Genomic DNA, 15,523 nt, shown 5'->3' with positions numbered 1-15,523 from the left:
CTGCGGTCTCACCGTACGACCAGCCTGTCGTCAACGCTCGTGCGAACAGGCGGACTTGGAGGCGCAGCTGCGGCCCCGTAGAGCCAACTCGACCGGCAGCAGCCCCCCCGAGAGCGAGCGCGCACAGCGCCACGGGCCGGATCGGGCGACCCGATCCGGCCCTGAGTTCCCGGGCGCGTGTCAGCCCCGCGCCGCGTCCCTCTGCTGGGCGCGCAGTGCCCGGGCCAGATCGTCCCGTGCCTCGAGGACCAGCCGCCGCAGGGCCGGCGGGGCCGAGGGGTGCGAGGCCAGCCAGCAGTCCGTCGCGTCCAGCGTGCTCTGGTCGTCCTGGAGGTCGGGGAAGAGGCCCTGCACCACGTCCATGCCGATCTGGATGGAACGGTCGGCCCACACACGCTCGATCGCGTCGAAGTACTTCGCCGTGTACGGTGCGATCAGCTCGCGCTGCGACGACTGGACGAAGCCCGAAATCGTCGCCGTCACCAGCGCGTTGGAGAGCTGGTCGGACTCCACCACCTGGGCCCACGCCTGATCCTTGACCGCCGCGGACGGCCGCGCCGCCAGACACCGGACCTGGTGGCGCTTGCCGGAAGCGGTGTCGTCGCGAGCCAGTTCCGCCCCGATCGCCGCCTCGTCGGCCACCCCGTGTGCGGCGAGCGGCTCGAGGAACGCCCAGCGCAGCTCCTGGTCGACATCGAGTCCGTCGATCTTCGCCGTACCGTCGAGCAGCCCCTGCAACAGCTGCAGATCCGCCTCCGACACGGCCGAGGCGGCGAAGAAGCGCGCCCAGGTCAGCTGGTGCTGGCTGCCCGGCTCGGACAGCCGCAGCTCCCGCAGCGCGCATGCCGACAGCAGCTGTCCGCCCTCCTCGCGCCAGTTCGGCGCGGCGTAGTGGACGAGCGCAGTACGGGCCCAGGCGTGCACCATCTGCAGCACACCGATGTCCGACTCCCGGCCGGCGAAGTCCACGGCCAGCGCCATGAAGTCCCGCGCGGGCATCAGCGCGTCCCGGGTCAGGTTCCACAGCGCGGACCAGCACAGGGCGCGAGCCAGCGGATCCGTGATCGCGCCCAGGTGCGAGCGGAGCGTCTCCAGCGAGCGCTCGTCGAAGCGGATCTTGCAGTACGTGAGGTCGTCGTCGTTGACCAGCACCAGGGCCGGCCGCTCCTCGCCCGCGAGCTCCCCGACGACCGTCCGCTCCCCGACGACGTCGACCTCGGCCCGTGCGTAGCGCACCAGATCCGGCCCCTCGTGCCGGTACAGCCCCACGGCCACCCGGTGCGGACGCAGCTCCCCGCCCTCCTGGAGCACCGCGAGCTCGGTGATCCGGCCACCGGCATCACAGGTGACCGCGGGCGTCAGCGCATTGACCCCGGCCGTCTCCAGCCATGACCGCGACCACGCCGCCATGTCCCGCCCGGACGTCTCCTCCAGGACGGAGAGCAGATCGCCGAGCCGGGTGTTGCCGTAGGCGTGCCGTGCGAAGTACCGGCGCGCACCCTCGAGGAACGCGTCCCGGCCCGCGTACGCCACCAGCTGCTTGAGCACCGACGCGCCCTTGGCGTAGGTGATCCCGTCGAAGTTGAGCTTCGCGTCCTCGAGGTCGCGGATGTCCGCGGTGACGGGGTGGGTGGACGGCAGCTGGTCCGCCCGGTACGCCCACGCCTTGCGGTTGTTCGCGAAGGTCACCCAGCCGCTGCGGAACCGGGTCGCCTCCACCATCGAGAAGGAGCCCATGAAGTCCGCGAAGGACTCCTTCAGCCACAGGTCGTCCCACCACTGCATGGTGACCAGATCGCCGAACCACATGTGCGCCATCTCGTGCAGGATGACGTTGGCCCGCCGCTCGTACGACGCCTGGGTGACCTTGCCGCGGAAGACGAACTCCTCCCGGAACGTCACACAGCCCGGGTTCTCCATCGCCCCGATGTTGTACTCGGGGACGAAGGCCTGGTCGTACTTCCCGAACGGGTACGGGTAGTCGAAGTGGTCGTGGAAGAAGTCCAGTCCCTGCTTGGTGATCAGGAAGATGTCGTCGGCGTCGAAGTGCTTGGCGAGCGACTTGCGGCACATCGCGCCGAGCGGGATCTCCAGCGTCCGGCCCTCGTCCGCCCCACCGTCCGCGCCCGGCGCGAACGTACGGGTGTAGAGGTCGGTCTCGTAGTGGTACGGACCGGCGACGACGGCGGTGATGTACGTCGAGATGGGCTGGGTCTCGGCGAAGCGCCAGACGCCGCCCTCCCGGGACTCCTCGGCCCCGTTGCTCCAGACCGTCCAGCCCTCGGGTGCGGTGACCTCGAAACGGAAGGGAGCCTTGAGGTCCGGCTGTTCGAAATTGGTGAAGACCCGGCGGGCGTCGGCCGGTTCGTACTGCGTGTAGAGGTAGACCTCGCCGTCCTCGGGGTCGACGAACCGGTGCAGTCCCTCACCCGTCCTGCTGTACGCGCACTGGGCGTCGACGACCAGGACGTTATCGGCGCGCAGCGCGGGCAGTGCGACCCGCGAGCCGTCGAACACGGCGGCCGGGTCCAGCTCCTCGCCGTTCAGGGTGACCGTGTTCACCGAAGAGGCGATCAGATCGGCGAAGGTGGCGGCACCCGGTTCGGCGGCACGGAAGCGGATCGTCGTCACCGAGCGGAACGTCCGCGGCCCGGAGGCGTCCTCCTCGGTGGCGGACCGCAGATCGAGGAAGACCTCGTACCCGTCGACGGTCAGCAGCTCGGCCCGCTCGCGGGCCTCGTCGCGGGACAGATTCTCTCCGGGCACGGCCACTCCTTCGTGTCTCGTTCGAACAGCCCCGATCCTCGCACGAGCTGCCGGCCTCGGCTGCGGCGGAATGCCCACCACGGCCGGGCGTCGCCACGCCGGGATCTCCGCGGCCGGCACCTCTGGAGCCGTGCGGACTCCCGGCGAGGGTGCGGGCACCGACCGGTGGGCGTGCGGGCACGGAAAGGCCCCCCCGCGAGTCCTGTCCTCGCGAGGGGCCTTTCCTCCATCCGCCTGCACGTGAAGGGTGAGAAGACGATCACGAGCAGGACGCTTCTCCTACGGGAGTCCTCAGGGCCGGTTCCCCTCCGGGGTTCCGGCACCGGCCGCTCCCTTCGGATCACCCGCCCGCCGGGCGAACCCGGGTCGGCTGCCGGCGGGGTCAGGGAGTGATCAGCGGTGTGCGCTCCCTGGCCTCGGCGTAGCGCTTCGCCACGTCCTGCCAGTTGACGACGCCCCACATCGCGTCGATGAAGTCCACCTTCTGGTTCTTGTACTGCAGGTAGAAGGCGTGCTCCCAGGCGTCGAAGACCAGGATCGGCACCGAGCCCTGGCCGACGTTGCCCTGGTGGTCGTACACCTGCTCGACGATCAGCCGGCCGCTGACCGGCTCGTAGGCGAGCACACCCCAGCCGGAGCCCTGCGTGGTGGCGGCGGCCTTCGACAACTGCGTCCTGAACTTGGCGAAGGAACCGAAGGACTCGGTGATCCCTTCCGCCAGCTCGCCGACACCGTCGGCGGCCAGCGGCTCGCCACCGCCGCCCTCCTTGGGCCCCGTCATGTTGTGCCAGTAAATGCTGTGCAGGATGTGGCCGGAGAGATGGAACGCGAGGTTCTTCTCCAGGCCGTTGATCGAGCCCCAGGCTTCCTGGTCCCTTGCCTCCGCCAGCTGCTCCAGCGCGTCGTTGGCGCCCTTGACGTAGGCGGCATGGTGCTTGTCGTGGTGGAGCTCGATGATCTCCGGGTTGATCACCGGCTCCAGTGCCGCGTAGTCGTACGGAAGTTCAGGAAGCGTGTACATGGCCATGTCCGAGCCCTCCGACTGCTTATTGCAAATCCTTCGCAACTGCAGGCTAACAGCAGAAAGGTGGGATGGTGATCAGTCCTGCGTCCGGGGACCGGCGCCACCGGCTCTTCGTTCCGCCACCGCACGGCAAGAACCCCCGGACCGGGCGGTCCGGGGGTTCTGCGGAGGCGTTGTGAGCGAGGCAAGCGCCGTGGACGCCTGCCTGTCTATTCCGCGGGCTGTGCCCCCGCGGTGTCGTCCTGGGTCCGCCCGCGGCTCTTCTGCAGGAGGAAGCCGCTGACGGCCAGTACCAGGGTCATCGCACCCGTGGCGAGCAACTGGTCACGGGTGTCGGGCTGACGCAGCATCAGGACGAAGATCGCGAGCATGCCGGCGATGGCGACCCAGGTGAGCACCGGGTACAGCCACATCCGCACCACGAGCTTCTCCGGGGTCTCGCGCTCGGTGCGGCGGCGCAGCACCAGCTGGGAGACGGCGATGAACAGCCAGACGACCAGGATCACCGCGCCGATCATGTTGAGCAGCCAGGGGAAGACGTCGTCGGGACGCCAGTAGCTGAGCAGCACGCACAGGAAGCCGAAGACCGAGGACACCAGCACGGCGATCCGCGGCACACCGCCGGAGAGCCGGCCGATCACCTTCGGGCCCTGGCCGCGGGCGACCAGCGAATACGCCATGCGGGAGGCGCCGTAGATGTTGGCGTTCATCGCGGAGAGCAGCGCGACCAGCACCACGACCTGCATCGCGGTGCCCGCGCCGGGGATGTCGAGGTGGTTCAGGGCGGTGACGTAGGGGCCCTTGTCGGGGTTGGCGACATCGGGGTCGTCCCACGGCACGAGCGTGACGATGACCGCCATGGAGCCGATGTAGAAGAGCGCGATCCGCCACATCGCCGTCCGTACGGACTTGGCGACGCCTTCGGCGGGGTGCTCGGACTCGGCGGCCGCGATGGTGACCGTCTCCAGACCGCCGTACGCGAACACCGATGCGAGCAGACCGATGACCAGGCCCTCGGATCCGTTCGGCAGGAAGCCGCCGTCACCGGTGAGGTTGGCCGTGCCGGGGGCGTCGGTGCCGGGCAGGATGCCGGCAATCGCGAGACCGCCGAGGATCAGGAAGAGCGTGATCGCGCCGACCTTGAGGGCGGCGAACCAGAACTCGAACTCGCCGAAGTTCTTCACGGCCGCCAGATTGGTGCCGCAGAACACCAGCATGAACAGCGCGACCCAGGCCCATTCCGGAGTGCCGGGCAGCCAGCCGCTGACGATCTTCGCGGCACCGATGCCCTCGAGGCCCACCGCGACGGACAGCAGCACCCAGAAGGACCAGCCGGCCGTGAAGCCCGCCCAGGGTCCGATCGCCCGCTCGGCGTGCACGGAGAAGGAGCCGGATGCCGGGTTCGCCGCCGACATCTCGCCGAGCATGCGCATCACGAGCATGACGAGCAGCCCGGACACCGTGTAGGCGATGACGATCGACGGTCCGGCGGCGGCGATTCCGGCGCCGGAGCCGACGAAGAGTCCGGCGCCGATCACCCCGCCGAGGGCGATCATCGACAGATGGCGCTGCTTGAGACTGTGCGCGAGCGCCGGCGATCCGACAGTGCTGTCGGTGACGGGCGCGGGCGCCGAGGTCCGAGACATGGGTGTGCCTTGTTCATGGGGGGACTGGGGACAAAGAGATCGCCCACAGTCTGGGCCCCGTACCGCTCACGGAGCGCGGACGACCGCTATACGGACAAGATCCTCACACAATGTGAAGCCTCGGGCACGAGTGGGTTTCATCGTGCGCAATTCCGTACTCGCGCACCACCATGCTCATGATCTGCGCGGGTGGGGCTCTCGGTGGATCTTGGGGAGTTTGGTGGAAGTGCACAGTCTTCCCGAGGTCATGGCGGATCGCCAAAACGGATGTCTCCGCCCGTCAGCTCCGTGACCAGGGTCACGCCGCCCGCCGGTGTGAGCCCCTCGTGTTGTGCGAACTCCACCAAGGTGCCGACCGGCGCTTTGTCATCGACCGACGGTGAGCGGGCGTGTACTCGTCGGTTAGCGTCGCCATGTCCACATCCCCATGTCCACATCGACGTGCGTCATCCGCCCGCACCTCTGCCCTCCACCGTCACGGAGTACCGATGAGCACCACTGCCGCCGCCCCCGTCCGTCCGCCGCTCACCGGCGTGGTCCTCGCCGACCTGCTGCCCGCCTCGCGCACCAAGGACGTCGCCCTCGTCGTGGGCGGTGCCGTGCTCACCGGCATCGCGGCCCAGATCGCCGTCCCGGTCCCGGGCTCCCCGGTGCCGGTGACCGGTCAGACGTTCGCCGCGCTGCTCGTCGGCACCGCGCTCGGCGCCCGCCGGGGCTTCCTGTCCCTGGCGCTGTACGCGCTGGCGGGGATGGCGGGCATGCCGTGGTTCGCCGAGGCGTCATCCGGCTATGCGATGCCCTCGTTCGGCTACATCCTCGGCATGCTGCTGGCCGCCACCGTCGTCGGTGCGCTGGCCCGCCGGGGCGCCGACCGCTCCGTGCTGCGTACGGCCGGGGCGATGGTGCTGGGCTCGGCGATCATCTACGCGGTCGGCGTGCCGTACCTCGCCCTCGCCACCGGGATGACGTTCGGCAAGGCCGTGGCCCTGGGCCTCACCCCGTTCCTCGTCGGCGACGCGCTCAAGGCGGCGCTGGCGATGGGCGTCCTGCCGGCCGCGTGGAAGCTCGTCGGCCGCCGCGGCTGACTCCCGGCCGCCCCCCGCGCCCGACGGCCGAAGCCCCGCCCCGCTGCATGCGGGACGGGGCTTCGGTGTGTGCGCTCAGAGGTCTCAGACCTCGACGGACTCGCGCGGGGCGTCCGCCACGGCCTGTGCCTCGGCGGTCTTGTGCAGCCGGCTGCGGACCACGCCGACGGCCACCACGACGGCCGCCACCAGCACCGACAGCAGTACGACCTCGCGGTTGTCCTTGTCGAAGAACATGTAGCCGATGACGAAGGCGATCATCGCCGCGGTCGCCCAGGTCAGGTACGGGAAGAGCCACATCTTCACCGTCAGCTTCTCCGGCGCCTCGCGCACCAGGATCGCGCGCATCCGCAGCTGGGTGAAGCAGATCACCAGCCAGACGAAGAGCGCGACGGCACCCGAGGAGTTCAGCAGGAACAGGAAGACGGTGTCCTTGTTCGTGTAGTTGAAGATGACGGCGACGAAGCCGAAGACGACCGAGGCCAGGATGGCGATGGCCGGCACGCCGCTGGCGTTGGTCTTCGCGAACACCCTCGGGGCGTCACCGCGCTCGCCGAGCGAGAACGCCATGCGCGAGGCGGTGTAGAGGCCCGAGTTCAGGCAGGACAGCACGGCCGTCAGCACGATCACGTTCATGATCTGGCCGGCGTGCGGGATGCCGATGGAGTCGAGGGCCGCGACGTACGAGCCCTTCTCGACGATCGCCTTGTCGTTCCACGGCAGCAGGGTCAGGACGACGAAGATCGAACCCAGGTAGAAGACGGCGATACGCCAGATCACGCTGTTGGTCGCCTTGGTGACCGCACGCCGCGGGTCCTCCGACTCACCGGCGGCCAGGGTGACGATCTCGCTGCCCATGAAGGAGAAGACGACCATCAGTACACCGGTGAGGATCGCGCCCGCGCCGTTGGGCAGGAAGCCGCCCGCGTCGGTCAGGTGCGCGAAGCCGGCGCCGGGGTTGTCGGAGCCCGGCAGGATGCCGAAGACGGCCAGCAGACCGATGACCACGAACGCGCCGATGGCGACGACCTTGATACCGGCGAACCAGAACTCGAACTCGCCGTAGGACGACACGGAGACGAGGTTCGTCGCCGTCAGCACGACCATCACGATCAGCGACCAGCCCCACTGCGGCACGGCCGGGACCCAGCCCTCCAGGATCACCGCACCGGCGGTGGCCTCGACCGCGAGCACGACGACCCAGAAGAACCAGTACAGCCAGCCGATCGAGAAGCCGGCCCAGCGGCCGAGGGCGCGGTCGGCGTACGCGGAGAAGGAACCCGAGTTGGGGCTCGCCGCAGCCATCTCGCCGAGCATCCGCATCACGAAGACGACCATCGCGCCCACGAGCATGTACGACACGAGGATGGCGGGACCCGCCTTGGCGATACCGCCGGACGAGCCGACGAACAGTCCTGCGCCGATCACTCCACCGATGGCGATCATGGAAAGATGGCGGTTCTTCAGTCCGGCCTTGAGACCGTCGGAAGGCTGCGGAACACCGGGTTCTCCGGTCGTTCCGCCTGCCTTCGTAAGGTTCGGCTGCGGGTTCATGGACGATTCCTTACGTGTGCGGGTCGCTCGGGTGACGAGCCCCCGCATTCAAACCGGTGACCCGCCCGTACGGAAGACCTGACTCCCGATCGTGATGATGGGCACGTTCTCCCGCCCCGTCCGCAAGATCGTCCGGTCGTCCGGCGGGCCCGCGTGGCGGACCCCGCCGACGCCTGCCCGGCATCGCGCGTGCCACACTCGGATCATGCGCGTGTACCTCGGTTCCGACCATGCCGGTCTTGAACTCAAGAACCACCTCGTCGAGTGGCTCAGGGCCCACGGCCACGAGCCCGTGGACTGCGGTCCCCACATCTACGACGCCCAGGACGACTACCCGCCCTTCTGTCTGCGCGCCGCCGAGCGGACGGCCGCGGACCCGGACAGCCTGGGCATCGTGATCGGCGGCTCCGGCAACGGCGAGCAGATCGCCGCGAACAAGGTCAAGGGCGTGCGTGCGGCCCTCGCCTGGAGCGAGCAGACCGCGGCCCTCGGTCGTGAGCACAACAACGCCAACGTGATCTCCGTGGGCGCCCGGATGCACACGGAGGAGGAGGCGACGAAGTTCGTCGAGATCTTCCTGGGCACCCCGTACTCGGGTGAGGAGCGTCACACCCGCCGCATCGAGATGCTCTCCGTGTACGAGACCACGGGCGAGCTCCCCCCGATCCCCGCGCACCACCCCCAGGAGCCGACCGCCTGATGCCCGAAGGGCACACCATCCACCGACTGGCCGCCGACTACCGGGAACGGTTCGGCGGCCGGTCCGTGCGGGTCACCAGCCCGCAGGGCAAGTTCGCCGACTCCGCCGCGCTGCTCGACGGCACGGTGCTGGAGCGCACCGAGGCGCACGGAAAGCACCTGTTCCTCGGCTTCGGCGGCGAGTGGGTCCACATCCACCTCGGTCTGTTCGGCAAGGTCGACTTCGGCGACGCGCCGGCGCCGCCGCCCACGGACACCGTGCGGCTGAGGCTCGCGAACACCGGGGCATACGTGGACCTTCGCGGCCCCACGACCTGCGCCCTGATCACGGACGGCGAGAAGCAGGCGATACACGACCGCCTCGGGCCCGATCCGCTCCGCCCGGACGACGGCCCCGACCGGGCCTGGGCCAGGATCTCCCGGTCCCGTACGACGGTCGCCGCGCTGCTGATGGACCAGAAGGTGGTCGCGGGCGTCGGAAACGTCTACCGCGCGGAAGTCCTCTTCCGGCACGGCATCGATCCGTACCTGGCGGGCAGGGATCTCACCGAACGCGAGTGGCACGCCCTTTGGACGGACCTGGTCGCGCTGATGCGCGAAGGCGTACGGAACAACCGCATCGACACCGTCCGGCCGGAGCACACCCCGGAGGCGATGGGGCGCCCTCCGCGCGTCGACGACCACGGCGGAGAGGTCTATGTCTACCGCCGGGCCGCGCTGCCCTGCCATATCTGTGGCGGCGAGATCCGCACCGCCGGTCTCGCCGCCCGCAATCTCTTCTGGTGCCCGGCCTGCCAGCGGGGCGCACGCGGCTGAGCGGTGTTGCCGGTACCGGGTTGGGCGCCCGGTGTGTCCGTCCTCAATCGGCGGACGGCCTTGGGGTGTTCCGGTACCGGGTTGGCGCCCGGGGTGTCCGTCCTCAATCTCCCCCAGACTCCGTCCGGGGGGACCCCCGGACGGGCTTGAGGGCCGGGGCTTGAGGACGGACACACCGGCCGCGCCAACGCCAAGGGGCACGCCCGAAGCCGTTCCGGCGCTTGAGGGCGGACACCCCGGCGCCAACCCGGAAAGCCGCACACCCAAGCGGCGCTTGAGGACGGACACCCCGGCACCGCCACGCGGCCGCTCGCTCAGAACCCGTGCGGCAGCCAAGGCAGGGGGTCCGAGCCGAAGGCGAGCGAGGCCTCCGCGAGTGTGCCGTCGCACAGCTCGCGCACCCGGCCCGCCCGCGCCAGCGAGGACAGCGTCACACCACCCATATATGCGGCGCCCAGCTCCCGTACCGACAGAGCGAGTTCGGGCTCATCCCCGGTTCGCGCGCAGGACGCGCCCTTCGCGTCACCCGTCAGCCGCCAACGCCCCTCGTTCCAGGGGCAGAAGGCGTCCTCCACCTCGAACACCACGTCCACCGGCGTCCGGTAGGTCCGCGCGGCGAGCGCCTCGCCCACGTCCACCAGCCGTACGTGCAGTGAATCGCGCATACGCGGGGTGCAGCGCCGGACGTCGTCGACCAGCTGGAGCAGCGGGTCGTCCACCGGCCGGTTCCGCGCACGGACCGACGACGTCAGATCGATGTCGAAGAGGAAGCGCCACAGCGCCGCGTAGGCCGCCGGGTCCAGCGCGTCGATGTCGCGTACGGTGATCGAGCCCTCCGGCCCGGAGGCGCCCCACTCCGGCTTGTTGTGGAAGCGGACGTATCCCACCACATCGCCGTCGCGCTCCGCGAGCACGCACTGCAGCGGCGACGCACCCGCACGCTCGGAGGGCGGATCGAGCAGCGGCAGCCGCTCCCAGCCGGGTGTCCGGGCGAACATCCCGGGCCGGGAGCCGACGGTGCTCAGATAGATCCGCTCGCAGGCCTCCGCCGCCTCGGCCACCTGCGCGAACCGCAGACGTACGTCGTCCGTCCCGGGAGGCGCGGCAATCGACGCCTTGTCGGTGTCGATGTCCAGATTCAGCTGATGTGTAGAGATTCCATAGCCGAACCGCCCGTAGATCGCGGGCTCCGACGCCGTCAGTACCGCGAGCGACTCGCCCCGGCTACGCACATCGTCCAGCTGGTGCCGCATCATCGAGGTGAGAATCCCCCGACGCCGGTGCGTCGCCGCCACGCCGACCATCGTCACCGCGGCCGCCGGGACGAACGCGCCGCCCGGCACCGACACCCGGACGCTGAACGCCCCGGCCATACCGATACAGGCGTCGCCGTCCCACACCCCGATCGAGCGGTCGGACTCGGTCAGATCACGCCACAGCTCGCGCTCCTCCGGAGCTTCCGCGACACCGCCGAACGCAAGCTCCAGGCTCTCGTACCACTGCTCCCACTCCGATGGCCTCAGCACCCGCAATTCTGTCGTCATATGCCATCCGTACCAGCGGGCCGGAACGTGGCGCGACCCGATTTCGAGGGCATGGTCTCGGGGGTCCCCCCTGCACGACGGCCGGAAGGGTGGATAAGGTCCACGACGATGGCACGTGGCGCAGCGGTTTCGTTCACGGCCCGGCTGCGGATGTCCGCCCGCCGGGTCCGCACCGCGCTGCGCAAATCCGGAGTCGACTACTTCCGCGGCGACGGCTCGGACTGGATCGCCCTCGCCGGTCTGCTGCTGACCATCCCGGCGATCGCCTGCGGCACGATCGCCATGCCGGTCTGGTTCTCGCCGACCGCGATGGTGCTGCCGATCGTGGCCGGGGGACTGGTGCTGCGGCCCGCCAGCCTGCTCGGCCTCTACGCGGCCGCCGCCGGCGCCCTGATCGTCGAGTCGCTCGCCCTCGGGCCGTATCTGGAGGGCCCCGCGCGCGTCACACCCGGAACGGTCCTGGTGGTGGCGGCCTGCGGGCTCTTCGGTCTGCTCATCGCGCAGTTCAGGGCCCGCGTCGGCGTGCCCTGGCGGCGCGGCGGCACCATGCTGTTCGACCTGCGTGAGCGCATCCGGGTGCAGAGCGCGCTGCCCCGGCTGCCCCAGGGCTGGCACCGTGAGATGGCGCTGCGCCCCGCGGGCGGCCAGTCCTTCTCCGGTGACTTCGTGGTCGCAGCCCGTACCAACGGCGGCCGTACGCTCGAGGTCGTGCTCACGGACGTCTCCGGCAAGGGCATGGACGCGGGCTCCCGTGCACTGCTGCTGTCCGGGGCCTTCGGCGGCCTCCTCGGCTCACTGCCGCCGCACGGCTTCCTGCCCGCGGCCAACGGCTATCTGCTGCGCCAGGACTGGGACGAGGGTTTCGCCACTTCCATCCACCTGGTGCTCGACCTGGACTCCGGTGACTACGAGCTGCTGTCCGCGGGCCATCTGCCCGCCCTCCAGCTCAACGCGGGCACGGGCCGCTGGGAGGAGAAGTCCGCCGACGGCCCGTTGCTCGGGGTGTACGACGGCGCCCAGTTCGACCCGGTCAAGGGTTCCCTGCAGCCCGGCGACGTGCTGATGCTCTTCACGGACGGCCTCGTCGAGGCGTCGGACCGCGAGATCGCGGAGGGCATGGACCGACTGACGGGTGAGGCGGACCGCCATGTCACCACGGGCTTCGAGGGCGCGGCCTGGCATCTGATCGAGGCCGTGGCCAAGGACGTCAACGACGACCGGGCGCTGCTTCTGCTGCGCCGCGAGTCCTGAGCCCAGCGGCGAGCCGCGGGTCATGGGCCCGCGGTGCTCCCCGTTCCGCCGCCGCGACCGCTCGTCCTACAGTCGGGTCATGCCGTATCTCACCCTGACCGAGATCGAGTCGATCGCCCGTGAGGCCCACGCGGCCCAGCGGGACAAGGCCGGCCGCCCCTACACCGAACACCTGCAGGCCGTGGCCGACGGTGTCCGGGTCCGCGGGGGCACCGAGGAACAGATCGCGGCGGCCTGGCTGCACGACGCGATCGAGGACGAGGCGCTGTCGCCCGCCTGGCTGGACTCCGCCGAACTGCCCGGGTCCGTCAAGGACATGGTCCTCGCGCTCACCAAGCGCGAGGGTGAGCAGCTCGTGGACTACACCCGCCGCATCCTCGCGACGCCGGGTGCCCTGCTGGTCAAGGAGTCGGACCTCGCACACAACGCGGACCCGGCCCGCCTCGCCGTCCTGGACGAGGCGACCCGGGTCCGGCTCACCGGGAAGTACGCGACGGTGCGGCGGTTGCTGGGTCTGACGGGCGGCTGACGTCCCGGCGGAAGGCCCACGACAGATCGGGCTCGGTGGCCCATCGCAGCGCCCGGCGCACCGGCGGCGTACAGAGCAGCGTCACGGCGGCGGCCATGGTCAGGGTCAGCGCGATCTCCCCGGTGGGCGTGGCCAGCCAGGGGTGTTCCGGCACCATGTTCCGCCAGTCCAGGGTCTTCACCAGGAAACCGTGCAGCAGATAGCCGCAGATGGTGCCGGCGCCGAGCACGGTGAACCAGGTGCGCCGGCTCGGCACCCAGGCGAGGAAGGCCGCGGTCAGCAGGAGCCCGCACACGAACAGGCCGCCCGTCATCAGCGGGCCGGCCCACCAGGGCGCGTCCAGTTCCTCGGCACCGGCCGAGTGGTAGAACCAGCCCATCCGGATCTGCGGCGCCACGGTGTAGGCGACCACGGCGGCGGCCGCGAACAGCGGCAGGGCCAGCAGGCGCACCTCGCGCCGCCGCACGATCCGGAAGTGCTCCGGCTTCAGCAGCAGCCCCACCACGAAGAACGGAAGGAACTGCAGGACCCGCTGGAGATCGAGGTCCTGGCCGATACCCGGCGTCAGCGAACCCAGCGCAGCGATCACCAGGGCGATCGGCAGCGGATGGCGCAGGGAGAGCCACAGGGGCGTGGTCAGCCGCCAGATGAACAAGGCGATCAGGAACCAGGTGAGATACATCGGGTCCGTCAGGCTGAACGGTGTTTTGGGCCCCTCGGCCACCCACCGCTGGTAGAGCGTGTACGCCGTCTCGAAGACGAGGTAGGGCACCACGACTCCGCCGACCAGCCGCTTCAGTTGCTCGGGCCGGCCGGTGAAACTCCGAGAGAAGTAACCCGAGATGACGATGAACGCCGGCATGTGGAACGTGTAGACGAGCATGTACAGCGCCCGGGTGGCGCGGCTGCCGTCCATCACCGGCTCCCAGGCGTGCGCCACGGCCACCAGCACGATCGCCAGGTACTTGGCGTTGTCGAAGAAGGGGTCGCGCCGGGCGCCGCGCGCTGCCGCGGGTGCCGGCCGAGTGGTCAGCGCCCGCGCGGGCGTCACTCCCGCAGGTGGTCTCTCCTCCGCCGGGGCTGTCGCTGTTGCCGCTGTCGTCGTCGGGACCGGCTCCGGATCCCGGGAAGTCCCGGGCGGCCGTTCCCTCCGCAAACCATTCGGAGCGTGGAACATTCGAGGCACCCTAGCCCGCCGCATTGGATTACGTAAAACCCCGCAGGAAGGCCGGGTTATTCGCCTCTGAAACTACCGCCAAACGCCCGATATGCCCAAGTTAATACTCCTTAAACGGGGCAAATTGCCACCCGGAAGTACTGGGTGAATTTACTCACTGATATTGCTTGAATTTCCTGTTACCGGGCCGTGTGTATTTCGTGGGACTGGGTAGGCAGAAGAGGCGGGCCGTGAATGACCGAGCAGGCGGGGCGGCCCGGCTGTGAGGGCTTGCGCCGACCGACGGCGTGTCAGCCGGCAGCCGTCACCCGGCGGTTGGTGGCACGATGGTGGGTGACGGGGGTGTGCCGGGCCGCATGCTCCCGAGCGAGCTGGGTGGACCGACCGAGGGTGTGATCAGTTGTGGCCATTTCGCTGTCTGTGGTGCTGCTGTTGGCGATCATCCTCGTGGTGATGATCCGCAGTGGCTCGATCAAGGCCGGACCCGCGATCGTCGCGGCGCTCTTCGGCTTCTTCCTGGCCTCGACCGGTATGGCGCCTTCGATCAACAACTTTCTCGACTCGATAGCCGACTCGATCAACGCGATCAAATTCTGACGCCTAGGTTCTGTCCGGGCGATCTTTGAGGATTGGCCCGCGGCGTCAGATGCGGTGCATCGCAAGGCGAAGGATCGTCCTCGTACTGGGCGTACTCGGACGACTCCGACAACGCAGCGAGGGGCCGCAGCTGTCGTCGCGGGCCCGAGAAGATCGCCCGGACAGGACCTAGGTCCTGTCCGGGCGAGACCGGTTGACCGACCGGAACGGCAGGTCGCCTGCCGTTCCGGACACGTTGTGGATCCGCCGGGGCCCGCGGGACCCGACGGGAACCTGCCGGGACGAAGACCGGGAACGCATCAGGGCCAGGTCCGAGGATTGCTCCTCTGACCTGGCCCTGAGCCGTTGAGAGCGGGCGACGGGAATCGAACCCGCGTAGCTAGTTTGGAAGACTAGGGCTCTACCATTGAGCTACGCCCGCAGGGACCGCGCCACAGCTCGTGAACGCCGCGGCACGAAGAGCATCGTAGCGGGTCCGTGCCGGTGGCCGCACATCCATTCCGTCCACGGCGCGGGCCCGTGCAACAAAGGGGTCTGGCCACCGCCTTCGGGCATGTACCCTACGTGTCGCACCGACGGGGTGTGGCGCAGCTTGGTAGCGCGTCCGCTTTGGGAGCGGAAGGCCGTGGGTTCAAATCCCGCCACCCCGACCACCACTCGCGTACGCCTCTCATGGTCACGTTGTGGGGCTCATCCCGCTTGCGGTTACTATGCAAGCTGTGTGCCCGTGTGTCTGACGAGTGTCTGAAGAACCGGGCCCGAATCCGCCGAGCCGCCGCCGGACAACGCACCGCGGCGACCTCGGCAGAACCCCAGAATTCAGCCACCAAGGAGA

General features: G+C 69.5%; 12 protein-coding genes and 2 tRNA genes. 7 read left to right on the top strand and 7 right to left on the bottom strand.

Annotated features, from left to right (window positions below; translation table 11 throughout):
* Window positions 1–180: 180 nt before the first annotated feature.
* The 3 genes from pepN to ACTWOL_RS12875 all read right to left on the bottom strand — a co-directional run bounded on the left by pepN (window position 181) and on the right by ACTWOL_RS12875 (window position 5,436).
* The gene (pepN, locus tag ACTWOL_RS12885) at window positions 181–2,766 is read right to left on the bottom strand and encodes an aminopeptidase N (RefSeq protein WP_474296800.1); all 2,586 of its coding nucleotides are present in this window, start codon (window positions 2,764–2,766) and stop codon (window positions 181–183) included.
* 382 nt (window positions 2,767–3,148) lie between these two features.
* Entirely contained in the window at window positions 3,149–3,793 is a 645-nt protein-coding gene (locus tag ACTWOL_RS12880; protein WP_474296799.1) for a superoxide dismutase, read from the bottom strand.
* A 206-nt stretch (window positions 3,794–3,999) separates the two neighbouring features.
* Window positions 4,000–5,436, bottom strand: a complete 1,437-nt coding sequence (locus ACTWOL_RS12875) for an amino acid permease (RefSeq protein ID WP_474296798.1) — start codon at window positions 5,434–5,436, stop codon at window positions 4,000–4,002.
* Between the two features lie 488 nt (window positions 5,437–5,924).
* On the opposite strand from ACTWOL_RS12875, the gene ACTWOL_RS12870 reads away from it, so the two are divergent.
* Window positions 5,925–6,521, top strand: a complete 597-nt coding sequence (locus ACTWOL_RS12870; RefSeq protein ID WP_474296797.1) for a biotin transporter BioY — start codon at window positions 5,925–5,927, stop codon at window positions 6,519–6,521.
* 84 nt (window positions 6,522–6,605) lie between these two features.
* On the opposite strand, the gene ACTWOL_RS12865 is transcribed toward ACTWOL_RS12870, so the two are convergent.
* The gene (locus tag ACTWOL_RS12865) at window positions 6,606–8,075 is read right to left on the bottom strand and encodes an amino acid permease (protein ID WP_474296796.1); all 1,470 of its coding nucleotides are present in this window, start codon (window positions 8,073–8,075) and stop codon (window positions 6,606–6,608) included.
* Window positions 8,076–8,280: 205 nt separating this feature from the next.
* Here ACTWOL_RS12865 and ACTWOL_RS12860 point away from each other — a divergent pair, with 205 nt between their 5' ends.
* Both ACTWOL_RS12860 and ACTWOL_RS12855 read left to right on the top strand, forming a co-directional pair.
* Complete coding sequence (locus ACTWOL_RS12860; protein ID WP_474296795.1) at window positions 8,281–8,775, top strand: ribose-5-phosphate isomerase; 495 nt, start codon at window positions 8,281–8,283, stop codon at window positions 8,773–8,775.
* Complete coding sequence (locus ACTWOL_RS12855) at window positions 8,775–9,590, top strand: Fpg/Nei family DNA glycosylase (protein WP_474296794.1); 816 nt, start codon at window positions 8,775–8,777, stop codon at window positions 9,588–9,590. The genes ACTWOL_RS12860 and ACTWOL_RS12855 overlap by 1 nt, the downstream gene beginning before the upstream one ends.
* Before the next feature lie 314 nt (window positions 9,591–9,904).
* Here ACTWOL_RS12855 and ACTWOL_RS12850 read toward each other — a convergent pair whose 3' ends face one another.
* Window positions 9,905–11,134, bottom strand: a complete 1,230-nt coding sequence (locus ACTWOL_RS12850) for a GNAT family N-acetyltransferase (protein WP_474296793.1) — start codon at window positions 11,132–11,134, stop codon at window positions 9,905–9,907.
* A gap of 108 nt (window positions 11,135–11,242) precedes the next feature.
* Between ACTWOL_RS12850 and ACTWOL_RS12845 the strand changes: the two genes are divergently transcribed.
* On the top strand, window positions 11,243–12,385 hold the full coding sequence (locus ACTWOL_RS12845) for a SpoIIE family protein phosphatase (RefSeq protein WP_474296792.1): 1,143 nt from the start codon (window positions 11,243–11,245) through the stop codon (window positions 12,383–12,385).
* Window positions 12,386–12,464: 79 nt separating this feature from the next.
* On the top strand, window positions 12,465–12,914 hold the full coding sequence (locus ACTWOL_RS12840; RefSeq protein ID WP_474296791.1) for an HD domain-containing protein: 450 nt from the start codon (window positions 12,465–12,467) through the stop codon (window positions 12,912–12,914).
* Here the strand turns inward: ACTWOL_RS12840 and ACTWOL_RS12835 are convergent.
* Window positions 12,862–13,965: an acyltransferase family protein gene (locus tag ACTWOL_RS12835; protein ID WP_474296790.1), complete on the bottom strand. Its 1,104-nt coding sequence runs from the start codon at window positions 13,963–13,965 to the stop codon at window positions 12,862–12,864. The genes ACTWOL_RS12840 and ACTWOL_RS12835 overlap by 53 nt on opposite strands.
* A 528-nt stretch (window positions 13,966–14,493) precedes the next feature.
* Between ACTWOL_RS12835 and ACTWOL_RS12830 the strand changes: the two genes are divergently transcribed.
* The gene (locus tag ACTWOL_RS12830; protein WP_474296789.1) at window positions 14,494–14,688 is read left to right on the top strand and encodes a hypothetical protein; all 195 of its coding nucleotides are present in this window, start codon (window positions 14,494–14,496) and stop codon (window positions 14,686–14,688) included.
* Window positions 14,689–15,038: 350 nt separating this feature from the next.
* On the opposite strand, the gene ACTWOL_RS12825 is transcribed toward ACTWOL_RS12830, so the two are convergent.
* Window positions 15,039–15,109: transfer RNA gene (locus tag ACTWOL_RS12825), tRNA-Gly, on the bottom strand.
* Window positions 15,110–15,264: 155 nt separating this feature from the next.
* On the opposite strand from ACTWOL_RS12825, the gene ACTWOL_RS12820 reads away from it, so the two are divergent.
* Window positions 15,265–15,341, top strand: a tRNA-Pro gene (locus tag ACTWOL_RS12820).
* The last annotated feature ends 182 nt before the right edge of the window (window positions 15,342–15,523 follow it).

Source organism: Micromonospora sp. IBHARD003 (assembly GCF_056106285.1).
Note: the sequence above shows the minus strand (reverse complement) of the source record. Positions and strands in the feature narration are given on the sequence as shown.